The organism is Ruegeria sp. HKCCD6604, from assembly GCF_013110635.1.
Classification (GTDB): Bacteria; Pseudomonadota; Alphaproteobacteria; order Rhodobacterales; family Rhodobacteraceae; genus Ruegeria.
Window position 1 is genome coordinate 257277 of the sequence record NZ_WVQW01000004.1, and the last position, 24546, is coordinate 281822.

Consider the following 24546-nt stretch of genomic DNA (forward strand, 5'->3'; position numbering starts at 1 on the left):
CATGCGCTGGCCCCTGCTCATACCGCTCCTGCTCGGCTCGCCCCTTTGGGCGGCGGATTGGGATGTGCCCAACCGGGCGGGGGCCATCAATGAAATACTGGCTCAGGCGGCGGATGGAGACACCCTCCGCCTGAGCCCCGGTGTTTATGCCGAACATCTGGTTCTGGACCGGCCCGTCACCATCGACGGGCTGGGACAGGCCACCATTGACGGGCAAGGCACCGGCAGCGTCATCACCGTAACCGGCCCGGGCGTGACCGTGCGCGGTCTGACTGTGATCGGGTCGGGCTCAAGCCATGACGGGATCGACAGCGGAATCCAGCTGACCAAGACGGCCCGCGCGCCGGTGGTCGAAGACAATGTGCTGCTGGGCAATCTTTACGGCATCGACATTCATGGTGCCAAGGACAGCATCGTGCGTGGCAACCGGATCGAAGGACGTCAGGACCAGCGGATGAATGACCGTGGCAATGGCGTTTATGTCTGGAATGCACCCGGTGCGCGGGTTGAGGACAATGATATCCGCTATGGGCGCGACGGAATCTTCGTGAACTCGTCCAAGAAGAACACCTTTACAGGCAACCTGTTCCGCGACCTCCGGTTCGCAGTGCACTACATGTATGCCGACAATTCAGTGGTCAGCGACAATGTCTCGATCGGTAACGATCTGGGCTATGCGGTCATGTTCACGACAAATGTGAAGGTCGCAGACAACGTCTCGATCGGTGACCGTGAACACGGCGTGATGCTGAACTACGCCAACAAGAGTGAGATCACCGGAAACGTGGTGATCGGTGCCAAGGAAAAGTGCACTTTCCTTTACAACTCCAACAAGAACGAGTTCACCGACAACTGGTTCCAGGGATGCGGCATCGGAATCCATTTCACCGCCGGCAGCGAACGCAACCGGATCGTCGGCAACGCCTTTGTCGGGAACCGGACGCAGGTGAAATACGTCTCGACCAAATGGGTCGAGTGGTCCGAAGACGGGCGCGGCAACTACTGGTCCGATTTTGCCGCCTATGATGTGGATGGCAACGGCATTGCCGATGCCCCCTATCGCCCCAATGACTCGATGGACCATGTGCTGTGGACCCAACCCGCAGCCAAACTGCTGCTCGGCTCTCCTGCCGTGCAGCTGGTGCGCTGGTCACAATCCGCCTTTCCGGCACTGTTGCCCGGTGGCGTGATGGACAGCAATCCATTGATGCAACCCCTTGAACCCCCAGCTATGGAAAAGGTGCCTCATGACGGATAAGGCCCTGATTATTGACCATGTCAGCAAGGACCGTGGCAAAACCCGCGTTCTTGACGATATAACCCTGTCACTTGCCCCCGGTCAGCGCGTTGCGCTGCTGGGCCATAACGGCGCTGGCAAGTCGACCCTGATCAAATCCATCCTTGGCCTGACGCCGATCCAAGGCGGAGCCATCCGGATCGGAGACGCCACCCCCGGCAGCGCCAAGGCGCGGCGGGAAACGGCCTATCTGCCCGAGGCGGTATCCTTCCACCCGGCCCTGACCGGGCGCGAGCAACTGACCCTGTTTGCAAAATTGTCCGGCACCAGGGCGGATGTGGCCGGTCTGCTGGAGCGCGTAGGTCTGAGCGATGCCCTGGACCGCCGGATCGGCACCTATTCCAAAGGAATGCGGCAACGTATGGGTCTGGCACAGGTTCTGCTGGGCCAGCCGAAAGTGGCTTTGCTGGATGAACCCACCAGTGGGTTGGACCCGATCTCGCGCCAGGACCTCTATGCCATCATCGACGAGCTTGCCGCGCAGGGCACCGCCGTGCTGATCGCCAGCCATGCCTTGACCGAGGTCGAGGCCCGCACCGACCGCATCGCCATCATGCGCAAGGGCCGGATGGTCGCGGATGACACACTGGCCAACCTGTCGGCCCTTGCAGGCCTGCCGATCCGTCTGAAAGTGCGTGCAAGCGCCAACGCCGACGTGCTGGCCGCCGAACTGGGCGGCAACCGGATCAACGGCGCTTCGGTCGAGCTGCTGTGTTCCCCCGCCGACAAGATGGAAGCCCTGCGCCGGATCGCCGGATTGGGCGATGCCGTGGCGGATGTGGAAATGACCCCGCCCAAGCTGGAAGACCTCTATCGCCATTATGCACAGGAGGAGAGGCCATGACCCGCTTCCTCGCCATCACCCGTACCGAAATGCTGATCCTGCGCCGCAATCGCTGGCTGCTGGTGGCGACGCTGATCATGGTGCTGTTCGCCTTGGCGCTGACCTTTGCGGGCAGTGCGCCAACCGGAACGCTGGGCGTTGACATGCTGACCGTTTCGGTTGCGTCGATGACCACGCTGTCGGTTTACCTCGCGCCCCTTCTGGCGCTGATGATCTCGTTCGACGCCATCGCCGGAGACGTGGACCGGGGCAGCCTGTCGCTGCTGTTGTCCTACCCTGCGGGGCGCGGAGAAATCCTGTTGGGCAAGTTCACCGCACATCTTGCAGCGCTGGCCTTTGCCATGACGGTCGGTTTCGGTACCGCCGGCGCGGTGGCGGCCTTCTTTGGCGGTGCCGGGTCGGAAAGCCTGATGGCGTTGGTCCGTCTCATCCTCACATCCATCCTTCTGGGCGCCGTGTTTCTGGCGCTGGGATACCTGCTGTCTGCCCTGGCTAAGGGGGCTACGGCGGCGGCAGGTCTGTCGGCCGGGCTCTGGCTGGTTTTTGTCGTCCTCTATGATCTGGGCCTGTTGGGGGCCGTCGTCATGGACAAGGGCGGCACCTTTACCCAATCCGTCTTTCCATGGGTGATGGTGGCCAACCCGGCCGACGCATTCCGTCTGTGGAACATCGCCGCAACGGAAGGCGTGGCCATGGCATCCGGCATGACCGGGGCGGCACAGGCCTTGCCCATCTGGGCCGCGCCTGCATCGCTGCTGATCTGGCCGGTGATCGGCTTTGCCCTGGCGCGGCTTGCATTCCGGAGGGTCGAGCCATGAAACCCCTCGTCCTGATTGCCTTGATCGCGTTGGCGGCCTGCAAGGAAGACTTGGCCGAGGCCCCCGATCCGGTGGATCTGACCCCGGACGCGCTGAGCTATTTCTGCCAGATGAACATCGCCGAACATGGCGGGCCCAAGGGGCAGATCCATCTGGAAGGATATCCCGCACCGTTGTTTTTTGCGCAGGTGCGCGACATGGTGGCATACCTCAAAAGCCCTGAACGTGATGCCGACATCACAGCCGTCTATGTCAGCGACATGGGTATTGCGCCAAGTTGGCGGCAGCCGGGTATCTCGAACTGGATCGCCGCGGATGGCGCGACCTTTGTTGTCGGCGCCAATGTGGCAGGTGGCATGGGCGCCCGCGAAGTGGTGCCTTTTGCCGATCCTGCCGATGCTCAGGCATTCATTGAGATCTACGGCGGAACGGCACTGGGCCTGCCGGACATTCCGGACACCGAAGTGCTTGGCCCTGTCGATCTTGAACTGTCGTTGGAGACCCCCGTATGACCGCCTTGTCGCGCCGCCGATTTCTGATCATCTCAGCCGCTTGTGCTGCGGCCACACCACTTGCGGCCTCGGACGCGCGCTGGCACGGGACCGCGTTGGGTGCTACCGCCAGCCTGCGCCTTGTGGGCCTGACGGACGCCGAAGCTGCACCCATCATGGCCGCCATGGAGACCGAGATTGCCCGGCTGGAAAACACCTTCAGCCTGTATCGTCCGCAATCGCAGCTCAGCCGGTTGAATCGCGATGGTGTGCTGACGGCGCCCGCTCCTGAATTGTTGAAGGTGCTAAGCCTCAGCTCAGCGCTGCATCAGGCATCGGGTGGCGCATTTGATCCGAGCATTCAACCCGTGTGGACGGCATTGGCTGCGGGCACGCGCCCGGATGATCTGGTTGAAGTTCAGCAGGCGATAGGCTGGGAAAAGGTAATTTATGACGCCTCGGCCATTCGCCTTCCGGTGCCCGGAAAATCGGCGCTGACGTTGAACGGTATAGCGCAGGGCGCGATCACCGACCGGATCGCCGACCTGCTGCGTGCTCATGGTCTGCGTGATGTTCTGGTCAATATGGGAGAGGTTGCCGCCCTGGGTGCGCGTGGTGACGGTGCGCCATGGAAAGTGGGATTGGCGGCGCCGGACCAAACGGTTCTGAAGCGGATTGAATTGAACGATCGGGCAGTGGCGACATCTTCAACGCTGGCGACTCAGATCAGCCAGGGAGTCGGACACATCATTACCTTGGATGGGCCTTCAAGCCGCGACAGGACCGTTTCGGTTTCTGCCCCGAAAGCGGCAATTGCGGATGGGTTGTCCACTGCACTTTGCGCGGCATCCGCCGGCAGAGCCAAAGAGATCCTGGAGTTCTTCCCCGACGCCCGTATCGAATTGAACGTTTAATGAAGAATTACAAATCTCAGACCGAACAAAAAAAATATTAAAGTATGATATAGGTCAATTCGTGCGCTGCTTAAGGCAGCTAGGAAGTAAGGACGCGAACCTATCAATCCAATTTCGAGTCGCCAGCTATGAGCCAGATGACCAGCAGACGCGCTTTTCTAAGCGCGCGTGCCCTGCGGGAGGACCCAGATGCGATCCGTCCGCCGGGTGCAGTTGCAACTGGCTTCAGCGATCTATGCACACGTTGCGAAGACTGCGCTGCGGCTTGTCCTGAAGACATCATCACATTCGACGATGCCGGTTTCCCCGTTCTGGACCTGTCCGCAGGCGGTTGCACCTTGTGTGGTGACTGCGCTGACATTTGTCCGACCCCGGCGTTGCTGTCGGAACGTGTTGCCGAATGGCCATGGCGCGCACGAATAGATGACTCAAGCTGCCTGTCGACGAACGGCGTAAGCTGTCGCCTGTGTCAGGACAATTGCGATCAGGATGCCATCCGCTTTCGCCTGCAACTGGGCGGACGCGCGGAACCGGCGCTTGAAACAGAAACCTGCATCGGCTGCGGCAGCTGTTCCGCCGCCTGCCCCGCCGGGGCGATCGTGATGCACCGCCCCGCCCCACAACACCCGGAGGTGACCCAATGAACATCTGTGGCTGTCTGGTCCACATCGCCCCCGATTACACCGATGCCGCACGCGCGGCGATGGCCGAAACCCAGGGCGTCGAGCTTCATGCCGAAGCCGAGGACGGCCGTTTCGTAGTTGTTGTCGAGGATACGGCCGACAGGTTGGCCTCGGACACCATCATGGATCTGCACCAGATCCCAGGAGTGATCTCACTGTCACTGACTTATCACCATTTCGAAGATCTCGCGGAGACGGCTCCGCGTCCTGATGCTCCAAGCCAACCGTCCACCAGGAGGCCCATGCAATGACCATCTCTGAATCCCGTCGTACATTTCTGAAAGCGTCCGCAGCGGCAGCCACTGCCTCGGCTGCGGGCATTCCCATGGCCACAGGTCAGGCCAACGCTCAGGTCGGCGCGCCCGATATTCGCTGGGACAAGGCTGCCTGCCGGTTCTGCGGTACAGGCTGTTCGGTTCTGGTGGGTACCAAGGACGGCCGCGTGGTGGCCACGCAAGGTGACCCGGACGCACCGGTGAACCGGGGCCTGAACTGTATCAAGGGCTATTTCCTGTCCAAGATCATGTACGGCAAAGACCGCCTGACCACACCGCTTTTGCGCAAGACCAACGGTCAGTATGACAAGAATGGCGAGTTCGAACCGGTCAGCTGGGATGAAGCCTTTGATGTGATGGCCGCCAAATGGAAAGAGGCCCTTGCCAAGAAGGGCCCGACCAGCGTGGGGATGTTTGGTTCGGGGCAGTGGACGGTCTGGGAAGGCTATGCCGCCGCCAAGATGATGAAGGCCGGGTTCCGGTCGAACAACATTGATCCCAATGCGCGTCACTGCATGGCCTCGGCCGTGGTTGGTTTCATGCGCACTTTCGGCATTGATGAGCCGATGGGGTGCTATGACGACCTTGAGCACGCCGATACCTTCGTGCTGTGGGGATCGAACATGGCCGAGATGCACCCGATCCTGTGGTCGCGCCTGACCGACACCCGCCTGACGAAGCCGGGTTGCGAAGTGCATGTGCTTTCGACTTTCGAGCACCGCTCGTTCGAGCTGGCCGACAACGGCATGGTCTTTGCGCCGCAAACCGATCTGGCGATCCTGAACTATATCGCGAACTACATCATCCAGAATGGCGCGGTGAACGAAGAGTTCGTCAAAAACCACGTCAACATCACCAAAACCGCCACCGATATCGGTTACGGCCTGCGGGACAACAACCCCCTGCAACAAGAGGCTGAAAACCCGAACTCGGGCAAGTTGGAGCCGATCAGCTTCGAGGAATATGCCGAAGCCGTTTTGAAATACACGCTGGAATACACCTCGGAACTGTCCGGTGTTCCGGCTGACAAGCTGGAGCGTCTGGCCAAGCAATATGCCGACCCCAACCGCAAGGTGATGAGCCTGTGGACCATGGGCTTCAACCAACATACCCGCGGGTCCTGGGTGAACTCGCTGATGTACAACGTGCACCTGCTGGTGGGCAAGATTTCGGAACCCGGCAACTCGCCCTTCTCGCTGACCGGTCAGCCGTCGGCCTGCGGTACCGCGCGCGAGGTAGGCACCTTTGCGCACCGCCTGCCCGCCGACATGGTGGTGATGAACGAAAAGCACCGCGAGATCTGCGAATCCGCCTGGAACGTGCCCGCCGGCACCATTCCTGACAAGCCCGGTTTCCACGCCGTGCTGCAACACCGCAAGCTGAAGGATGGCGATCTGAACGCTTATTGGGTTCAGTGCACCAACAACATGCAGGCTGCGCCGAACATCAACGAGGAAGGCTATCCCGGCTACCGCAACCCGGAAAACTTCATCACTGTTTCAGACCCCTACCCGACGGTCACTGCGGTTTCCGCTGACCTGATCCTGCCCACCGCCATGTGGGTCGAGAAGGAAGGCGCCTATGGCAACGCCGAGCGCCGCACCCAGTTCTGGCGGCAGCAGGTCAAGGCCCCGGGCGAGGCCAAATCGGACCTGTGGCAGGTGATGGAGTTCTCGAAACGCTTCACCGTCGAAGAGGTCTGGGGCGAAGAATTGCTGGCCACCATGCCCGAGCATCGCGGCAAGACCATGTATGACGTTCTTTTTGCCAATGGCAGCGTCGACAAGTTCCCGCTGTCGGAAACCGCCAAAGGCTTTGACAACGACGAATCCGAGCATTTCGGCTTTTACGTGCAGAAAGGTCTGTTCGAAGAGTACGCCAACTTCGGGCGCGGCCATGCGCATGATCTGGCACCATTCGAAACCTACCACCAGGCCCGCGGTCTGCGCTGGCCGGTCGTGGATGGCAAGGAAACGCTCTATCGTTTCCGCGAAGGCTATGACCCCTACGTGTCCGAGGGTGCCGGCGTGGAGTTCTATGGCCACAAGGATGGCAAGGCCAAAATCATCTTTGCGCCATACGAGCCCGCAGCAGAGGAGCCGGATGCGGAATTCGATCTGTGGCTGTGCACCGGTCGCGTGCTGGAACACTGGCATTCAGGGTCGATGACACGCCGGGTGCCGGAACTGCACCGCGCCTATCCCGCTGCCGTGGTCTACATGCATCCGCAGGACGCAAAGGATCGGGGATTGCGCCGGGGTCAAGAGATTGTTCTGTCGACCCGCCGCGGCGAGGTCACCAGCCGTGTCGAAACCCGGGGTCGGAACAAGGTGCCACGCGGTTTGGTCTTTATGCCGTGGTTCGATGAGCACCAGCTGACCAACAAGCTGACGCTGGACGCAACCTGCCCGCTGTCGAAAGAGACCGACTTCAAGAAGTGCGCCTGCAAGGTTGAGCGCGCGTAACCAGCAAGGATCATACGGGGCGTTCCCATGTCTCTTGTCGATAAACCCCTTTCGCCGCAGCGGCGCCGGTTCCTGCAGGACTCGGCGCGGGCGGCGGGCGGCTGCGTGGTCGCCGGATCATTGCTGGCCTATCTGGCCCGCGACGCCCGCGCCCTGCCCGCCGATGCATTGCGCCCACCCGGCGCATTGCCCGAGAAGGAGTTCCTGTCGGCCTGTATCCGTTGCGGTTTATGCGTGCGGGACTGCCCGTACGATACCCTGAAACTGGCCGAGCTCGGCTCGGATGCGGTGGCGACGGGAACACCATTCTTCACCGCCCGGGATGTTCCCTGCGAAATGTGCGACGACATTCCGTGTGTCGCCGCATGTCCAACAGGGGCGCTGGACCCCGGGCTGGATAATATCGACGATGCCGAGATGGGTGTTGCCGTTCTGGTCGATCAGGAAAACTGCCTGAACTTCCTCGGTCTGCGCTGCGACGTCTGCTATCGCGTCTGCCCCGTCATTGACGAGGCGATCACTTTGGAGACGGCGCACAATACCCGGTCGGGTCATCATGCCTTGTTCATTCCAACCGTTCATGCCGAACGCTGTACCGGCTGCGGCATGTGCGAGAAAAGCTGTGTTCTGCCCGAGGCCGCGATCAAGGTTCTGCCGGCCCGGCTGGCGCGCGGCAGTTCGGCCGAGCATTACCGCAAGGGTTGGGAGGAAAAGGCCGCCAAAGGCGCGCCGGTGGTCGAGGGGATCATCGATCTGCCGGATCGTTTGCCCGGACCGGGAACCGACAATCTTGCCGCGCCCGGCGGTTTTGCCCCTGAATATGATCTGCCGGGGGTGGGGCAATGAGTACTCGCACGCACATGCCCGTCGGTCAGGAGGCCGTTGAAGGCAAAGGGTGGATCGGGGCGCATCGCTTTTTGCTGGTGCGCCGCGCAAGCCAGCTGTTCTTTCTGGTTCTGTTTCTGCTGGGCCCGTGGTTCGGCATCTGGATTGTCGAGGGCAATTTGGCAGGGTCACTGACGCTGGGTGTGCTGCCGTTGACCGATCCGTTAATCCTGTTGCAAAGCTTCGTTGCAGGTCATTGGCCCGAAATGACCGCGCTGATCGGTGGGCTGATCGTTCTGGTGGTCTATGCCCTGATTGGCGGCCGTGTCTATTGTTCCTGGGTCTGCCCAATAAACCCGGTGACAGACGCGGCCAACTGGGTGCATCGCAAACTGGACCTGCCGAAAGGCTGGCAACCCAAGCGCGGCACCCGGCTGTGGATTCTGGCAACCGTGCTGCTGGCCTCGGGCCTGAGCGGCGTGATCGCTTGGGAGCTGGTCAACCCGATCACCATGCTGCATCGCGGGCTGGTATTCGGCATGGGCTTTGTCTGGGCCATGATCGCGGCCATCTTCGTGTTTGACGTTTTCGTCTCACGCCATGGCTGGTGCGGTCATTTGTGCCCGGTGGGCGCGTTCTACGGGCTGATCGGGTCGAAAAGCCTGCTGCGGGTCAGTGCCGCCAATCGCACGGCCTGTGATGACTGTATGGATTGTTATGCGGTCTGTCCTGAAAATCAGGTGATCTCACCCGCGCTGAAAGGCAAGCCGGGAAGCTCGCCCCTGATCCTGTCACCCGACTGCACAAACTGCGGACGCTGCATCGATGTCTGCGCAGTCGACGTCTTCAACTTTACTCACCGGTTCGACGACCATGTCGTTCAACCTTCCGATCCAGTTGCCGCGCCTGAGCCGCGCGCTGCCAGACCTATCTAGGGGAGTGCCAAGATGAAAAGATCAATCGTTACAGGCGGAATTGCCCTTCTACCCGTAGTGTTGCTGAGCGGATGGGCCTTTGCCCAGTCCGCTCAAGTCGAAACCCTGCGGGGCGCGGACGTAGACGAGCCGATCCCTTTGGATCAGATTCACAAAAATGTCGAAGGACGGATGCAACGTAATTATCGCCAGCAGCCACCGCTGATTCCGCATTCGATCGAGCAATATCAGATTGATGTGCGCACCAATCAGTGCCTGTCCTGCCATGACTGGTCCAAGGCAGGTGAGCGTAACGCACCGACCCTTTCAATGACACACTATCTGGATCGCGAAGGCCGCGAATTGGACCGCGTCGCCGGGACCCGTTATTTCTGCAACCAATGTCACGTTCCGCAGGCGGACGCGCCGCCGCTTGTTGAAAACGTGTTCCAGCCCTCGACCGGCAACTGATCCAAAACAAGACTGAAAGGAGCACCGACATGGCAGACTCCCCCGAAAAACGCGGCTTTCTGGGTCGCCTTTGGAACGCGATCTGGACGCCGGCGGTAATGTTCAGCTCGGGCTTTCTGATCCTTGCCGGATTTCTGGCCGGTATCCTGTTCTGGGGCGGATTTCACTGGACCCTGGAACTGACCAACACCGAAGAGTTCTGCGTCTCGTGTCACACGATGGAAACGAACCTGGGTGAGTATCGCGAGACGATCCACTACAACAACCACTCCGGCGTGCGTGCGATCTGCTCAGACTGCCACGTTCCGGATGAATGGAACCACAAGATCAAAGCCAAGATCATGGCCGTGAAGGACGTCTATCATGAACTGGTGGGCACCATCAGCACACCCGAGAAATACGAGGATCACCGCCTGGCGATGGCCTCGGCCGTCTGGAAGAAAATGAAGGCGTCTGACAGCCGCGAGTGCCGCAACTGTCACAACTTTGACTACATGGACTTCACCATTCAGGAAACCCGCGCCGCGTCTGAACACCAACGTGCCATCGACAACGGTATGACCTGTATCGATTGCCACCAGGGCATCGCCCACAGCCTGCCACCCAACTATCTGGAAACATACGAAAAGGTGACTGCTGCATTGGAAGATGAAGTTGTGCAGGAGCACGCTGCCGCGGGTGACGACATCCGCGATTTCCTGAACAACAGCTCGAAGTGATGTGGGGGCAGAGATGTTAGAGTTACTTGGAACCATCGGTGGCAACGTCCTGAGCTTGCCGGGCATACTCGGTCTGGCGCTGGGCATGATGACCCGCAAGCTGTGGCTGGGCGCGGCATTGGGCGGCGCAGTCGGCGTATTCGAGACGCTGGTTTTCGCAGGCTTCCAGTTTGCGCATGTAGAGCCACTGGAACTGATCATAGCTATTGTGGTCGGAGTCTGTGCAGGAAGCCTCGGCACTGCCATTCGCATCAAAGGCGCAACAGCCTGAAACACAGCCGGTTTCACCGTTTCGGTGGAACCGGCTTGTTACGTCGGGCCGGGCAGTGTCGTCACCAAGTCAATGACTGTCTTCATGTGATTTCACGCCCGCGATCACCAATTCCGCATCTCCGGGTAAGGACTGAAAGGATGCGGGCAATGTGCGATCGGTGATGAGCACGTCCTTTTCGGTCAATCTGGGCAGGCGCAACGCCGGGCTGGTCTGGGCCTCGTTGAATTTTGTGGAATCAACCGCCATGAAGGTCTGGTCAGCAATATCAGACATCGCCCGGGCCATATCAGCTTCGCATTGATCATAGACCATGAAGCCCTTGCTGGGATGCACCAGTGACGCCGACAATATGGCCGTCCGGGCCGAGAAGCCTGCAATGACGTCATAGGCGGCGCGGTCGAAAGCGGCGCCGTCGTGGTTGCGCAACTGCGTCCCCGCCATGAAGACCCTGTTGCCCTCTTCCATCGACAACGTGGCGGCGATGAAGGCCGAGTTTGTCACCACCGTGAGGTTTTTGCGCGCGCGAAGTGCCTGAGCAATGAAGCCCGAGGTCGAACCCGTGTCGATGGCAATGGCCGAACCGTCCGGTATCCGCGCCGCAACGGCGTCGGCAATCGCGACTTTGGCGGCGCGGTTCTGCGCCATGCGGGCCAGAAACGGAGGATCCAGCACATTTTGAGTGCTGACCAATGCACCATGCACCTTGGACAGGCTGCCCTTGGCGACCATCGGCTTCACGATTCGCCTTACGGTCTGGTCCGACACGTTGAGAATGCGCGCCAGTTCCATGACCGAAATTCGCCCATGCAGGTTTACCGTGCTGAGGATGTCTTGCTCGTATTTCGACATGAAGCGCCGCGATATTTGTTGATTTCATCAGGTTACTTGCAAGGTTGACGCTGTTCAAGCGACCATTTTCAACATGTTTCAAACATTTTTGTTGCTTTTTGTTGTTTTGCGACTTTTGATGACGACATGTCATTTGAAGTAGGTGAACGCATGACAACGCATTCGGTCAAACATCTCATCATTGGCGGGGGCATCATCGGATGCTCCATCGCGTATCACCTCGCACGGTCCGGTGAGACGGATGTTGTTCTTCTGGAAAGGGCGTCCCTGACCGAGGGGGCCACCTGGCATGCGGCGGGGCTTGTCGGGCAGTTGCGGTCATCGCGCAACACGACGCGGATGCTGAAACGGTCCGTGGCGCTGTATGATCGTCTGGCCGAAGAAACCGGGATGGAATTCGACTGGAAGAAAGTCGGAAGCCTGCGCCTGGCGGCAAGCAAAGAGCGGCTTCTGGAAGCAAAGCGCCTGGCGACAATGGCCCGCAGCTTTGATCTGGAGATGGAAATAATCTCGGCCGCCGAGGCCAAGGCGCTTTTCCCCTATGTCGACGCGAAAGGGTTGGAAGGCGCGGCCTTCATCCCCTCAGACGGTCATGTCGATCCCGCAGGCTTGTGTCAGGCAATCGCATCCGGTGCCCGGATGCACGGAGCCCGGATCCGCCAATCCGTAGAGGTCACCGATTTTGAAATCCATAACGATCGCATCACCAAAGTGATGACATCGGAAGGGGATTATGAAGCGGACACCGTCGTTCTGGCCGCCGGAATGTGGAGCCGCGAACTGGCAGCGAAACTCGGGGTTGTTGTCCCGGCCTGCGCTGTCGAGCATCAATACATCGTAACTGAACCCCTGCCCGACCCCGATCTTGTAAAACGCTTGCCAACCCTGCGGGATCCCGAGCGGCTGGTGTATTACAAACCGGATGCAGGCGGGAGGCTTGTGATCGGCGGGTACGAGGACAACACGCTGCCATTCGGCGACAGGGGTATTCCGGGCGCGTTTGTCCGGCAGCTTTTGCCGGACAACCTGGAGCGGTTTGCCCCCCTTGCCGAACTGGCAGGTCAGGTTACGCCGGTCGTCAACACGGTTGGAATCCGGCAGGTGATCAACGGCCCCATCCCTTATTCCGCGGATGGCGATTTTGTCATGGGATGGGCGCCTGAACTGCGAAACCTGATGCTGGCGACCGGATTTCTGTACGGCATCGCGGCAGGTGGTGGCGCAGGAGAGATGATCGCGGAGTGGATTGTAGAAGGCCGCCCGAGCCTTGATCTGTGGCCTCTGGACGTGCGCCGGTTCAGCCCGCATCACGCCACGCGCGCCTTCATGTATCCTCGCGCGGTCGAGCATTACGCGCATCACTACAAGATGCGATATCCGGGGCAGGAGGCGGAAACGGCCAGAAACCTGCGCCTGTCGCCCCTGCATGAGCGGCTGAAACAACATGGCGCGGTGTTCGGGTCAAAAAATGGCTGGGAGCGACCGCTCTGGTTCGCTCCGGCCGGTGTAGAGCCGGTGGATCCGTTGGATTTCCTGTCGCCGGGTTGGAAAACCTATGCCGAACAGGAACATAAGGCCGCGCGCGACGGGGTCGTTCTGATCGATCAAACCAGTTTCTCAAAGTTCGAACTGATCGGCCCCGGCGCACTGGAAGCCCTTCAAAACCTTGCCGTTTCAAATATGGACAAGCCGGATGGCACGGTGATCTACACCCAATTGTGCAATGATCGCGGGGGCGTTGAAGCCGATATCACCGTCACCCGATTGGGGCGGGACCATTTTTACATCGTCACCGGGTCCGGATTCGGCGTGCATGACGCGGATTGGATCCGACGTCACCTGCCCCGCGATGGGCGCGCGCAGCTGATCGAAATGACGTCGGCACGCGCCGTCATCAACATTTGCGGCCCCAAGGCACGGGATGTGATGCAGGCCATCGCGGAAGAAGACGTCTCGAACCATGCGTTTCCCTTTGCAACGGCCCGAGAGATCACCTTGGGAACGGCAAAGGTTCGCGCGATCCGCATAGGTTACATCGGAGAGCTGGGATGGGAGTTACATATCCCGACCGAGTTCGCCCTGCATGTCTATGACTTGCTTTGGCAGGCCGGTCAGAGCCATGGCATCCGCGACATCGGCTACCGCACGATCGAGTCCTTGCGGCTGGAAAAAGGCTATCTCTACTGGAGCGCCGACATCACCCCCGACTATTCACCAATCGAAGCGGGCCTTGGCGCGCGGGTCCATCTGAAATCCAAACAGGGCTTCATCGGGCGCCCGGTGCTGGAGGCGCAGAAAGCGACCGGCCCCGAGCGGCAGCTCTGTACGTTCATCACCGATGAGCGGCTGCCGATCACCGGAGGGGAGACCATATTGCATTCCGGCAAAACAGTCTCGCTGGCATGCAGCGGTGGCTATGGGTTTACCGTCGGCAAGAGCATCCTCTACGGTTATCTGCCTGCGGGACTGGCTGGTGGGTCAGATTTCGAAGTGGAGGTGTTCGGCGAACGCCACGCTATCCGCCGCGTGGACGGGCCGCTTTACGACCCGGCAAACAGCCGGTTGAAAGCCTGAGGGAGAGAGCGATGCAGAATGAACCAACAAATGAGATTATTCAGGCCCTTCGCAACGTGGCGGGGTTCGAAACCCTTGCCGAGGCGGACATTCACACCCAGCGGCTGGGCGGGTTGACCAATCTGGTCTATCGCGTCGAAGGCGGGCCAAGGACGGTGATCGTGCGCATCCCCGGTGAAGGCACCGAAGCCTATATCGACCGCGCAGTTGAAATCCACAACGCACGGGTGGCGGCGAAAACCGTGGTCGGCCCCGAAGTTCTGTGGGCAGACGCGGCATCCGGCGTGATGATCAGTGATTGCGTACCCGACATCGTCACGATGACACCCGAGATGTTTGCGACGCGCCCCGGGTCTGCCGCCCGAGCGGGAAAGGCGCTGAGGCAGTTGCACGATGCCCCCGAGCCGTTCAAGTTTCGGTTCGAGCTGTTTTCGATGATCAACGACTACATGAAGGTGCTTGCGGACAAAAACGCTACCCTGCCAGAGGGTTACGCGGACGTCGTGGCCGAGGCGGCCCCGATCCGCGAGGTGCTGCGGGACAAACCCGGGACATTGGTCCCGAGCCACTGCGACCCTCTGTGCGAGAATTTTCTGGATGACGGCCAGCGCATGTGGATCGTGGATTACGAGTATTCAGGCATGAACGATGCCCTTTGGGATCTGGGTGATCTGTCGGTCGAAGCCGGGCTGAACGACGAACAGGAACAGGAAATGTTGACCGCCTATTTCGGAAACCCGCCGAGCGAGGCTCAGATCGGGCGCATGGTGATCTATAAAGCCATGTGCGACCTGCTGTGGACGCTGTGGGGATTGATCCAGCATGCGGATGAAAACCCCGCCGAAGACTTCTGGGCCTATGCCACCAACCGGTTCGAGCGGTGCAAGTCCCTGATGCTGGCTCCGTCCTTTGCGGCCCATGTGAAAGCCGTGGCCGAGGAATAGGGTTTCATCCACGGCCGGATCCGCCCTGGATACCGGATGTTTTCTGCCTCGTCTCAGATCTTTGAGCCGCTTTCCATGGAGCCGGGATGCCCGAGAAGAACGGGCCGGGCAAAATACGGGATGCGCCTGGAGCTTAGATGTTTCCATTCGAAGCACGTTCGGGCGTCGGCTTCTTGCTGGCGCTCGGGTTGAGTCTGCCTTTCTGCCCGGTATCTCATGTCGGCCACGGCACTTTTGCACGTCTGTCAGCCTTGACGTGACGTCAGGCGCAGACCGGCATATCTGGTCGTTCGGCCGCCCTGAAACCTTGCCAGCAAAGTCAACTTGAGACTTGAACCTTATGATTTCCAAGGAAATGCGCGTGACGACGTGGAAATTCTGAAGTAAACCGGTCAATCAATGTAACAAGTTAACAGTGCCGCCTGTTCCTGCTATGGATTCAGCATGAATACCTCTCTACTTTTGGATTATACATATACATTATGTATATGTATTAAGGGGAAAACAGGGGGACAGTTATGGAAGGAGTCGCAAGACAATGACGCGAGTCCTTGAGGCATCACCACGCATTTCAAAAGTCCTTCATCTGGCAGATCTGAATGACTATGCCACTCTGTTTCAGAGAGAAGGCGTAGACGACGAGATTCTGGACGAATTGACGGATCCGGAACTGCGTGATCTCGGGTTGACGGTTGGTGAAAGGAAGCGCTTTCGAAAGGCGCAGGCCAGGCTGAAATCGCAGGAAGCGTCGAAGCGGCCCGAAGTCCAGTCCAAGGCCGAGCGGCGGCAGCTGACTTTGGTTTTCTGCGATCTTGTGGGGTCGACCCGGCTGGCTCAGCGATATGATCCGGAAGACCTGATGCAGATCATGAACCTGTATCTGGATACGGCGATCGGCACCCTGAAGCAGCACGGCTGCCATCTGGCCTATCGGCAGGGCGACGGCATAATGGTGTATTTCGGATACCCCAAGGCCATGGAAGATGATGCCGAACGGGCCGTACGAGCCGTATTGGAGACCATCGAGGCCGTTCAGAACCTTGAAAACGAGTTTGGAGAAAAGCTCGACCTGCGCGCAGGCATTGCGACCGGGATGGTTGTCGTGGGCGTTGTTTCTTCGAAAAGCCTGGGATCCCAGGACTTTCTGGTGGGTGAAACGGCGAATCTTGCATCCCGCCTTCAGGGGCTGGCCGAACCAGGTGAAGTGATCATTTCTTCAGAAACCTGGAGGCTGACCCAGGGTGCCTTTGAATTCGAACCACGTGGCAGCCACGAGCTGAAAGGCTTTGACAATCAGCGCAAAGTGTATCGCGTGGTGTCGGAAATCATGTCCACCAGCCGGTTCGACGCGCGGGTGGGTCAATCTGCGGTTGATCTTGTCGCCCGGCATGATGATCTTTCCACCCTGACCCGGCTTTGGAACGAAGCGCAGGAAGGCTCGGGCCGGCTGGCGCTTGTCGGGGGGGCTGCGGGAATCGGCAAGTCGAGGCTGATCAAGTCACTGTCTGAAACAATCGGGGTCAAACCCTTTACATTGCAGTGCATCCCGCACCTGACCAGTCTTCCGCTGCACCCGATTGTCGGAGAATTGAGGCGCGTTTCGGGCGACAAATCAAATGAAAGTATCCGGGCGGCGATTTCGGACTTCGTGCAATCGGCCTCACGGCTGAGTGACGCGGACTTGCCCGTTCTTCTGGATCTGGCAGGCATCGAGACCGGCGCCCCGTCAGAATCCGACCCGTTGAAGAAGGCGCGCAAATCTCTTGACGTGATGCTGCGCAGTCTGGGCAGCCTGTGTGACAGACGCGGCACGTTGTTGTTGGTGGTCGAAGACGTTCATTGGGCCGATGCGACCACGTTGGATGTACTGGATGCACTTGCATCCGCCTTGAGCAACTTTCCGGTACTGGTGGTTCTGTCGCACCGACCTGAATACGAACCTCCGGAACATTTGGAAAGCCGAGCCGCGCGCATTGATCTGTCTCCGCTTGGCACTACCGAGGCATCCGAACTGGTCCGGCGCGTGGCCGAGCCGTACAGCCTGCCTGTCATCCTGATCAGGCAGATCATCGAAAAGGCGGATGGCGTGCCGCTGTATATCGAAGAAATGACAAAGGCGGTTCTGGACCAGCTGCCCCAGGATGCCCCGATCAACGCCGAGGTTCTGGATGCACTGAGCGTCCCGGCCACCCTTCAGGACTCGCTGATGTCGCGTCTTGACCGGATGGAACATGCCAAACCAGTCGCCCAGCTCGGATCGGTCATCGGGCGCAGTTTCACCGCTCAGATGATCCACGCGGTGGCGCATGAAGACATGGATGTGGAAAGCGCCCTCATGCAGCTTATGGCGGCTGGCGTCGTGCTGATCACCAGCGATTCAGGGTCGGCCACATACACGTTCAACCACGCGCTGGTTCAGGATACGGCCTATAATTCCTTGCTGCGGGAAGACCGGCAGAAGGTTCATCTGAAAATCGCCCAAGCACTGCTGGACGGTCACAAGGCATTCGGAACCCCGGCCCCCGATACCGTCGCGCATCACTGCGATCTTGGCGGATTGAAGGATGAAGCCGTCGCCAATTGGGTCACGGCAGGTGAAGTGGCGTTGTCCCGACTGGCGAACCTGCCCGCGATCTCCGCTTTCCGGGCCGCCCTGCGCAACATCGGAACCATGAAGGCCAACGCGGATCGCGACGGTTTCGAGCTTCGGGTTCAGATGAACATTCTGCCCGCCTATATGGCGATCTACGGGTGGTCGTCCGATCAGGTCGGCGAAACTGCCGCCCGGGCGATGGAACTGGCCCAGTCTTTGGGCGACGGCGAGACGCTTTTTGCCGCAACCTTCTGCCGTTGGACCCATTTCTTTGTTGCCGGTCAGATGAACCGAGCGATGGAAATGGGGCAGGCGCTGGACATGATGGCCAGCATGTCCGAAGACCCCGTCGCCAATGTGCTGGCGGCGCGGGCGCTGAGCTTTACGCATTACTTCCGCGGGGAATTTGCGGAATGCGAACAACAGCTGGAGCGCGCATTCGCCCTGATCACACCCGAGCTGGATATGGCCATGATGCCCATGACCCAGTCTTCCACGGCCGCGTCATTGCTGGCCATTCAGGGATGCCTGCTGTGGCAGCAAGGAAAGTTCGAAAAAGCCGAGGCCGCGCGTGTGGAATCCATCGAGGTCAGCAGGGCGCTGAACCACGCACCCAACCTTGTCTACGTCATGGGCGCTTGCAGCATGTTCCTACCCTATGCGGGGGAATGGGACCGGCTTGACGTGACGATGAAAGAAGCCAGAAAAGTCGCGGATGAGGAAGGGTTTCTTTACCTTCATGCGATGCAGGACATCTATATGGGCCTCGCGCAGGCTGGAAAGGGCGACATCGCAGGTGTTCCGGAACGCATCGAGACATGCATGAACCTGATTTCCAAATCTGGTGGAAACTTTACTTTTCCTCAGAATCAGATTGTTCTGTCTGAGTTGATGATTGATCACGGAGATGTTGATCAGGCTTTGGACCGGCTGGAAACCGTCTGCATTCCCGGCTGGGAACGCGGCGAGACGTTGAACAAACCTGAATATCACCGTGTGCGAGCAAAGGCTTATGCCGCAAAGGGGGACTTGGACGCTGCAATCAGCGAGGCGGAACAAGCGCTTTCGCTTGCACGGGATTGCCGTGGAGTTGTTCAGGAGCAGCGGGCCCGCGATCTGCTGGACAGATTGAAAGAAGAAAAATGAACAAGATTGACTGCCCCGCCGAATTGGGCAGCAGCACCGAGAGGGATTTGCAATGACCGATGCATTGGATTGGAATGAAGATCAGTGGAGCGCCGTGAAAAAGGCCGTCCATGATGAGGCGCTTCGCGCCCGGGTGGCCGCCAGTTTCCTGCCCCTGTACGGACCGCTGCCCGCTGACACGCAATCCGTCCCGCTGAACAAGCTGGATCTGGTGGACAATTCATCTGGTGCATCCAAGCAACGTCTTGACGTGAACGATTATGATACACTGCGCCTTACCACCGTATCGGTGAACGTGTACCTGAAAGGCGCACAGGTGGCTGATCCGGAACTGACGGCGGCTCAGATCATGTTCCGCCGAGCGGCCGCCGTTGTGGCACGGGTAGAGGATGACATCGTTTTCAACGGTCAACCCGGCACCGGACAGGCCCCCAAACACGCCGGCGGCGCGCCCGACTCATTGCCGCAGATCTATACGATCAGCGGCGGTGGCAAATATCCGGGATTGCTTGAAGCGGGCGAAGGCAAAACCAAATCCACGTCCAAAAAGAACTATAGCGGAACCGATGTTTTCGAGGCCGTCGTCGAGGGCATCAGCGCGCTGGAAACGCATGGCTATCTGGGCCCCTATGCCTGTGTGATGGGCAACGGTCTGTTCCGTGCGGTCACGACCCCGCTGCCGAATTCGATGGTGCTGCCACGTGACAGCATTCTCCCGTTCCTGGACGGGCCGTTGCTGCGTTCCAGCACCCTGCCCCCGGACAAGGCAGTGCTTGTGTCCCTGCTGGGTGCACCGGTTGAAATCGTCGTGCCCTCGGATATCGCCGTGAAGTATCTGCAAACCTCTGCCGAGGGCGAGCACGTCTTCCGCGTGCAGCAGAAGTTCCATCTCAGGATCAAGGAAGCTAAGGCCGTCCGCACCATAACCTGTTGACCGGAGATCGGGTCGTGCGCGAGTTTTCAGATCGGGGCGTGACGCTGCGTTGGTCCGAGGCGATCAACGCAGACGGTCTCAGTCGGGTGTTGGTGGAAGCCGGCCCATCCGTGTCGTCGCATGACACGCTACGTCTGATCTGTTCGGAAGATGGCGGCCCCGAGCGTGCCATTCGCGGGTGGCCCTTGTTGCGGGACCCGCAAACAGGGTTTCAACAATTCGCAGCCATTCTTCCGTCGGTCAAACAGGAAAAAACCTTGTCCTGGCGTCCGGTGCTGACGTCGGGAGGGCGCGAGTTTGACCCCGGGCCCGAAAAAGAAATTGAACCTGCCGCACCGGAACCGGCAAAAACCGCAGTGGCGCCGCCGGTACTGGAACATGTCGCCAAATTTGTGGTGCCGTTCGAAAGCAGCTTTCACCCCTCGGGCGAGACGCCGGACGGGATTTGGCTGCATTTCGCCATCAAAGAAGGGGGCACCGTCGAAGGCCCGCATCTGAAAGGGGTGATCGAACCGATCGGAGGAGACTGGATGCGCGTTCGGCCGGATGGTGTGGGGCTGCTTCATGCAAAGGCACTTATAAGACCGTCCATCGGACAAGCTCCGATCCTGTTCGAAGATACGGGTGTGTGTGACTTCGGCCCGGACGGATATGCGGCATTGTCCAAGGGCAATCTGCCCGCTTCGGCTCCGGTACGGCTTGCACCGCGTTACCTGACCTCGAATCCGCATTTCAGCTGGATGAATCGGGTGCAGGGTTTTGGCATTGGCGAAGCCAGCCTGTCAGACATAACCCTGCGCTTTGACGTCTATTCCGCGAAAGGAATTTCCGATGCCTGACAAGGTTGTCATTCTTGGGGGAGGCGTGGCTGGCATGAGCGCCGCGCACGAACTGATTGAACGCGGGTTCGAGGTAGAAGTCCACGAACGCCAGCTGATCCCCGGCGGCAAGGCCCGCAGCATTCCCGTGATGAAGGGTGAAGGGGATCATGGCTCGAAAGCGAAACACATCAAGGCGCTGGAAAAATGGGCCGAGATGGATGGGGCCAATTATCCGCCCGGCGTGAAACGGCCCTGGCTGCCCGGTGAACATGGGTTCAGGTTCTTTCCGAACTTTTATCGGCATATCACCGACACGATGGCCCGCACGCCGTATTACGACAAGGGCACATGCTTTGACAATCTGGTCCCGACCACGCAAGTTCTGGTCAGCCAGTTCGACAAGCCCGGCATCATTGTCCCGGAACGGTTCCCCCGCACGCTCAAGGATGTTGCGGATGCCTTCAAGACCATTGCCTTCGCGCTTTCGCCGAGGGACCAGATCGCGTATGAGGATGTCGAACATTTTGTCGCCTGCATGTGGCGGATCGCGACGTCCTGCAAGGAACGCCGGTTTGACGAATATGAACGGATCGGTTGGTGGGATTTCATCGGCGCGCAGGACCGTTCGGAAGCCTATCAGAAGTTCCTTGCCATCGGCCTGACCCGTTCGTTGGTGGCCGCCAAGGCCACGACGGCAAGCACGAAGACAGTGGGGGACATTGCTGTTCAGCTTCAGCTGGGTATCGCCACGCCCGAACCCCACTGCAACAGGCTGCTGAACGGGCCCACCAATCTTGTCTGGATTCAACCGTGGCTGGATTACCTGACTAGCAAGGGGGTCGTGTACAATTTTGACTCCAAAGTCACCGGAATCGAGTGCCGGAACGGCAAGATCGTCGGCGCAACGGTCGAACAGGATGGCGAAGAAAAGCAGGTCACGGGGGATTGGTTCATCAGCGCCATGCCGATTGAACGCATGGCACCGCTTGTGACCCCGGAAATGATGGCGGTTGACCCCGCACTTGCCAAATTGCCTTTGCTGGCCGATGACGTGCAATGGATGAACGGCATTCAGTTCTATCTGACCAAGGATGTCGAGCTGACCCACGGCCACGTCATTTTCATCGACAGCCCATGGGCTTTGACGGCTGTGTCGCAAAAACAGTTCTGGCCGGGGATCAACTTCGAAAACTGGGCCGAAGGGAAGACCAAAGGCCTGCTGTCAATCGATATCTCCGAATGGGACAAGCCGGGGCTGAACGGAAAAACCGCGCGCGATTGCAGCCGGGAAGAGATCGCAAAAGAGGTTTGGGAACAGCTCAAGCGCAGCATCAACGTGGATGGCCAGACCATTCTGCGGGACGAGGATATGAACTACTGGTTCCTCGATCCTGATATCGTTCAAGACCCGAACGACCCCAAGCGTCAAAGCAATGTCGAACCCTTGTTGGTCAACCGTATCAACAGCTGGCGCTTGCGCCCGGATGCGGCCACGCTCATCCCGAATTTCTTCCTGGCATCGGATTACGTCCGCACTTTTACCGACCTTGCCACGATGGAAGGGGCGAACGAGGCCGCGCGTCGGGCCGTCAACGCCATTCTTCAACGCAGTGGATCGGATGCCGAGCCCTGCCAGATCTGGGACCTGCATGAACCCGACATCCTGAAACCGCTGCGCGCCTATGATTATGCCCGCTATCAAGCTGGCCTTCCGTGGGACAATCGGTTCGCGGTTGCGGTCGAAGCCGCGCTGAAAATGGGTCAGGACACGGCAGGAGTTGATCGTGGCGGTGATGGCCCTCTTGCCGCCATAGGGGAACCGGCGGCGGAATATTCAAAACCCGGCGGCATCACCGAGGAGCCAGCCGTTGCCGAAGCGCTTCGAATGATCTGCCCCCCGAAAGAGCTGTTCGACCTCATCGCGAATTACGAGCCCACCGCGGATCTGCCGATCCCGGGGGATGAGCTGGCGGAAGATGTCGCGTATGATCTGGGTCGGGACAGTGGTCAATCAGGTGCCTTGTCCGGGGCGTTGCCAATTTCTGACGAACCGCTTTCTGCGTTTGGCGGCGGTCCGGAACGATCCGGCGCGCGGGAAGACAAAAGTCGCGTGATCATCACCCAGAAGGGCTGAGCCTGTGAAATCCGGAACCGCGCATTTGGATCCTGCGGCGAAACAGGATTTTCTGAAAACCCTGACCTTCTACGGGGATCAGGCGCGCGAAACGCTTTTGGGCCTGTTGCCGACGGGTGAGCCTCAGGCCTATCTGTATGGTCCGATGCGCGATTACATCGAAACCTCGGGCAAGGGCCTGAGGCCCGCCCTGCTGTTGGCAACATGCGAAGCCTTCGGCGGAAACAGCGAGAATGCAAGGGTCTCGGCCGCGGTTCTAGAGCTGCTGCACAACGCTTTTCTGATCCACGACGACATCGAAGATCAAAGCGATTTCCGGCGCGGGCGCGAATGTATGCACAAGCGGCTTGGGGTACCCCTGGCGATCAATACCGGCGACGGGATGCAATCGCTTGCCCTGCGTCTGCTGCGTCAGAACCTGGGTCCGTTGGGCCCGGAAACCGGTATGCGCGTGGTGGATGAGTTCGACCATCTGTTGCAGCAATCCATCGAAGGTCAGGCGCTGGAGCTTGGCTGGATCCGCGACAACCGTTTGAACGTCGATGCATCAGATTATCTGAGGATGTGTCTGAAAAAGACCTGCTGGTATAGTTTCATTCACCCGATGCGCATCGGGGCCCTGATTGCGCGGCCACATGATGTCGCGTCCGGCGCGCTGAATCTGGATGATTTCAACGCCTTCGGCTTTTTCCTAGGTGCAGCGTTTCAGATTCAGGACGACGTCTTGAATCTCGTCGGCTCACAGGACAGTTACGGCAAGGAAATCGGCGGCGACATCTATGAAGGCAAACGCACGCTGATGCTGGGCCAGCTTGGCCTGAAGGCGGAAGAGCCTGAACAGGCACGGTTGGCCGAGATGTTGTCAAACCCACGCGATGCCCGGTCGACGCAAGATGTCGCCTGGGTGCTGGAGCGCATGAGCCATTACGGCAGCATCCGCTATGCGCAGGACGCAGCGAATGATCTGCTGGCCGCGGCCCGTAATGAGTTCGCGCGGGTGTTCGCGGGCACAGAAGACGGGCCGCGCGCGTTTCTGGGGCAGTTCATGGACTATCTGGTGACCCGTCAGGTCTGAGCGCCCGCCACCTCGAAAATCACCACAACCGAGGTCTGGTCCGTTCCGGTACAGGCGATCCGACCGTGATATTCACCGGGTTCGGAGAGGTCGGGTATAGTCACCGCAACAGCAACATCCGTTGCTTCCCCCGGCTCAAGCTGGATTTGTGGCGGGATCACACTGATGCGGTTCGCCGGCAGAATGTCGCCGTTCGGATTGGTCAGATCGCCCGGTTCGAACTGCATCTGAACAGGGGCCGCGCCTTCGGGTGCTTCAAAGGACAATAGAATGGAGGCGGTGCTGCCGGGATGGCAGGATTTGCGACACCTGAACGGACCATCCAGATGTCGCCGTGGGCCCCGCTCTGTTTCGAGCACGCGGCGCGCTATATCGGAAATCGGTTGATCGTCGGGCTGCGGAGCAATCGGGCTGACCGCCCGAGACGCACTAACATATGGTTTTCGTTCGAAATACGGCATGCCTAACTGTGCACGTGCCGCGCGG

The 24546-nt window shown here is 59.5% G+C and carries 22 protein-coding genes; 20 read left to right on the top strand and 2 right to left on the bottom strand.

What is annotated here, in order from left to right:
* The first annotated feature begins 1 nt into the window (after position 1).
* The 13 genes from GS614_RS12870 to GS614_RS12930 all read left to right on the top strand — a co-directional run bounded on the left by GS614_RS12870 (position 2) and on the right by GS614_RS12930 (position 10987).
* Positions 2 to 1258, top strand: coding sequence for a nitrous oxide reductase family maturation protein NosD (locus tag GS614_RS12870; protein WP_171726499.1), 1257 nt, complete (start codon positions 2 to 4; stop codon positions 1256 to 1258).
* A complete protein-coding gene (locus GS614_RS12875; protein WP_171726500.1) occupies positions 1248 to 2141 on the top strand; it encodes an ABC transporter ATP-binding protein in 894 nt (297 codons plus the stop codon). Before GS614_RS12870 ends, GS614_RS12875 begins: the two co-directional genes overlap by 11 nt.
* Entirely contained in the window at positions 2138 to 2959 is an 822-nt protein-coding gene (locus GS614_RS12880) for an ABC transporter permease (RefSeq protein WP_171726501.1), read from the top strand. The genes GS614_RS12875 and GS614_RS12880 overlap by 4 nt, the downstream gene beginning before the upstream one ends.
* Positions 2956 to 3471: a nitrous oxide reductase accessory protein NosL gene (locus GS614_RS12885; RefSeq protein WP_171119369.1), complete on the top strand. Its 516-nt coding sequence runs from the start codon at positions 2956 to 2958 to the stop codon at positions 3469 to 3471. Before GS614_RS12880 ends, GS614_RS12885 begins: the two co-directional genes overlap by 4 nt.
* Complete coding sequence (locus GS614_RS12890) at positions 3468 to 4364, top strand: FAD:protein FMN transferase (protein ID WP_171726502.1); 897 nt, start codon at positions 3468 to 3470, stop codon at positions 4362 to 4364. The genes GS614_RS12885 and GS614_RS12890 overlap by 4 nt, the downstream gene beginning before the upstream one ends.
* A 128-nt stretch (positions 4365 to 4492) precedes the next feature.
* On the top strand, positions 4493 to 5008 hold the full coding sequence (gene napF / locus GS614_RS12895; protein WP_171726503.1) for a ferredoxin-type protein NapF: 516 nt from the start codon (positions 4493 to 4495) through the stop codon (positions 5006 to 5008).
* Positions 5005 to 5298: a chaperone NapD gene (locus GS614_RS12900; RefSeq protein WP_171205207.1), complete on the top strand. Its 294-nt coding sequence runs from the start codon at positions 5005 to 5007 to the stop codon at positions 5296 to 5298. The genes napF and GS614_RS12900 overlap by 4 nt, the downstream gene beginning before the upstream one ends.
* Complete coding sequence (napA, locus tag GS614_RS12905; RefSeq protein WP_171726504.1) at positions 5295 to 7787, top strand: nitrate reductase catalytic subunit NapA; 2493 nt, start codon at positions 5295 to 5297, stop codon at positions 7785 to 7787. Before GS614_RS12900 ends, napA begins: the two co-directional genes overlap by 4 nt.
* 27 nt (positions 7788 to 7814) lie before the next feature.
* Complete coding sequence (gene napG / locus GS614_RS12910; protein ID WP_171330790.1) at positions 7815 to 8633, top strand: ferredoxin-type protein NapG; 819 nt, start codon at positions 7815 to 7817, stop codon at positions 8631 to 8633.
* The gene (gene napH / locus GS614_RS12915; protein WP_171726505.1) at positions 8630 to 9547 is read left to right on the top strand and encodes a quinol dehydrogenase ferredoxin subunit NapH; all 918 of its coding nucleotides are present in this window, start codon (positions 8630 to 8632) and stop codon (positions 9545 to 9547) included. The genes napG and napH overlap by 4 nt, the downstream gene beginning before the upstream one ends.
* A 12-nt stretch (positions 9548 to 9559) precedes the next feature.
* Positions 9560 to 9997 (top strand): nitrate reductase cytochrome c-type subunit, encoded by a 438-nt coding sequence (locus GS614_RS12920; protein ID WP_152460388.1) that lies wholly within the window; start codon positions 9560 to 9562, stop codon positions 9995 to 9997.
* 29 nt (positions 9998 to 10026) lie between these two features.
* On the top strand, positions 10027 to 10716 hold the full coding sequence (locus GS614_RS12925) for a NapC/NirT family cytochrome c (protein WP_171726506.1): 690 nt from the start codon (positions 10027 to 10029) through the stop codon (positions 10714 to 10716).
* Positions 10717 to 10729: 13 nt separating this feature from the next.
* Positions 10730 to 10987: a hypothetical protein gene (locus tag GS614_RS12930; protein WP_171726507.1), complete on the top strand. Its 258-nt coding sequence runs from the start codon at positions 10730 to 10732 to the stop codon at positions 10985 to 10987.
* A 69-nt stretch (positions 10988 to 11056) separates the two neighbouring features.
* On the opposite strand, the gene GS614_RS12935 is transcribed toward GS614_RS12930, so the two are convergent.
* The gene (locus GS614_RS12935) at positions 11057 to 11839 is read right to left on the bottom strand and encodes a DeoR/GlpR family DNA-binding transcription regulator (RefSeq protein WP_171726508.1); all 783 of its coding nucleotides are present in this window, start codon (positions 11837 to 11839) and stop codon (positions 11057 to 11059) included.
* A 126-nt stretch (positions 11840 to 11965) separates the two neighbouring features.
* Here GS614_RS12935 and GS614_RS12940 point away from each other — a divergent pair, with 126 nt between their 5' ends.
* The 7 genes from GS614_RS12940 (at position 11966) to GS614_RS12970 (ending at position 24060) form a co-directional block, all read left to right on the top strand.
* On the top strand, positions 11966 to 14413 hold the full coding sequence (locus GS614_RS12940; RefSeq protein WP_253285365.1) for an FAD-dependent oxidoreductase: 2448 nt from the start codon (positions 11966 to 11968) through the stop codon (positions 14411 to 14413).
* Between the two features lie 11 nt (positions 14414 to 14424).
* On the top strand, positions 14425 to 15357 hold the full coding sequence (locus GS614_RS12945) for a choline/ethanolamine kinase family protein (protein ID WP_171726510.1): 933 nt from the start codon (positions 14425 to 14427) through the stop codon (positions 15355 to 15357).
* A gap of 538 nt (positions 15358 to 15895) precedes the next feature.
* On the top strand, positions 15896 to 19096 hold the full coding sequence (locus GS614_RS12950) for an adenylate/guanylate cyclase domain-containing protein (RefSeq protein WP_171726511.1): 3201 nt from the start codon (positions 15896 to 15898) through the stop codon (positions 19094 to 19096).
* Between the two features lie 52 nt (positions 19097 to 19148).
* A complete protein-coding gene (locus GS614_RS12955) occupies positions 19149 to 20030 on the top strand; it encodes an encapsulin (protein ID WP_171617465.1) in 882 nt (293 codons plus the stop codon).
* A gap of 14 nt (positions 20031 to 20044) precedes the next feature.
* Positions 20045 to 20869, top strand: a complete 825-nt coding sequence (locus GS614_RS12960) for a DUF3237 domain-containing protein (protein ID WP_171169797.1) — start codon at positions 20045 to 20047, stop codon at positions 20867 to 20869.
* Positions 20862 to 22985, top strand: a complete 2124-nt coding sequence (locus GS614_RS12965) for an FAD-dependent oxidoreductase (RefSeq protein ID WP_171726512.1) — start codon at positions 20862 to 20864, stop codon at positions 22983 to 22985. Before GS614_RS12960 ends, GS614_RS12965 begins: the two co-directional genes overlap by 8 nt.
* 4 nt (positions 22986 to 22989) lie before the next feature.
* On the top strand, positions 22990 to 24060 hold the full coding sequence (locus tag GS614_RS12970) for a polyprenyl synthetase family protein (protein ID WP_216601173.1): 1071 nt from the start codon (positions 22990 to 22992) through the stop codon (positions 24058 to 24060).
* On the opposite strand, the gene GS614_RS21990 is transcribed toward GS614_RS12970, so the two are convergent.
* On the bottom strand, positions 24051 to 24521 hold the full coding sequence (locus GS614_RS21990; RefSeq protein ID WP_216601174.1) for a hypothetical protein: 471 nt from the start codon (positions 24519 to 24521) through the stop codon (positions 24051 to 24053). The genes GS614_RS12970 and GS614_RS21990 overlap by 10 nt on opposite strands.
* Positions 24522 to 24546: the final 25 nt, after the last annotated feature.

Bases quoted from the DNA above. Each gene is read 5' to 3' on its own strand.
- GS614_RS12955 (WP_171617465.1), top strand. From the start codon at position 19,149: ATGACCGATGCATTGGATTGGAATGAAGATCAGTGGAGCGCCGTGAAA.
- GS614_RS12965 (WP_171726512.1), top strand. From the start codon at position 20,862: ATGCCTGACAAGGTTGTCATTCTTGGGGGAGGCGTGGCTGGCATGAGC.
- GS614_RS12950 (WP_171726511.1), top strand. From the start codon at position 15,896: ATGACGCGAGTCCTTGAGGCATCACCACGCATTTCAAAAGTCCTTCAT.
- GS614_RS21990 (WP_216601174.1), bottom strand. From the start codon at position 24,521: ATGCCGTATTTCGAACGAAAACCATATGTTAGTGCGTCTCGGGCGGTC.
- napH (WP_171726505.1), top strand. From the start codon at position 8,630: ATGAGTACTCGCACGCACATGCCCGTCGGTCAGGAGGCCGTTGAAGGC.
- GS614_RS12880 (WP_171726501.1), top strand. From the start codon at position 2,138: ATGACCCGCTTCCTCGCCATCACCCGTACCGAAATGCTGATCCTGCGC.
- GS614_RS12870 (WP_171726499.1), top strand. From the start codon at position 2: ATGCGCTGGCCCCTGCTCATACCGCTCCTGCTCGGCTCGCCCCTTTGG.
- GS614_RS12945 (WP_171726510.1), top strand. From the start codon at position 14,425: ATGCAGAATGAACCAACAAATGAGATTATTCAGGCCCTTCGCAACGTG.
- GS614_RS12890 (WP_171726502.1), top strand. From the start codon at position 3,468: ATGACCGCCTTGTCGCGCCGCCGATTTCTGATCATCTCAGCCGCTTGT.
- napG (WP_171330790.1), top strand. From the start codon at position 7,815: ATGTCTCTTGTCGATAAACCCCTTTCGCCGCAGCGGCGCCGGTTCCTG.
- GS614_RS12920 (WP_152460388.1), top strand. From the start codon at position 9,560: ATGAAAAGATCAATCGTTACAGGCGGAATTGCCCTTCTACCCGTAGTG.
- GS614_RS12875 (WP_171726500.1), top strand. From the start codon at position 1,248: ATGACGGATAAGGCCCTGATTATTGACCATGTCAGCAAGGACCGTGGC.
- GS614_RS12940 (WP_253285365.1), top strand. From the start codon at position 11,966: ATGTCATTTGAAGTAGGTGAACGCATGACAACGCATTCGGTCAAACAT.
- GS614_RS12925 (WP_171726506.1), top strand. From the start codon at position 10,027: ATGGCAGACTCCCCCGAAAAACGCGGCTTTCTGGGTCGCCTTTGGAAC.
- GS614_RS12930 (WP_171726507.1), top strand. From the start codon at position 10,730: ATGTTAGAGTTACTTGGAACCATCGGTGGCAACGTCCTGAGCTTGCCG.
- GS614_RS12935 (WP_171726508.1), bottom strand. From the start codon at position 11,839: ATGTCGAAATACGAGCAAGACATCCTCAGCACGGTAAACCTGCATGGG.
- napF (WP_171726503.1), top strand. From the start codon at position 4,493: ATGAGCCAGATGACCAGCAGACGCGCTTTTCTAAGCGCGCGTGCCCTG.
- GS614_RS12900 (WP_171205207.1), top strand. From the start codon at position 5,005: ATGAACATCTGTGGCTGTCTGGTCCACATCGCCCCCGATTACACCGAT.
- napA (WP_171726504.1), top strand. From the start codon at position 5,295: ATGACCATCTCTGAATCCCGTCGTACATTTCTGAAAGCGTCCGCAGCG.
- GS614_RS12885 (WP_171119369.1), top strand. From the start codon at position 2,956: ATGAAACCCCTCGTCCTGATTGCCTTGATCGCGTTGGCGGCCTGCAAG.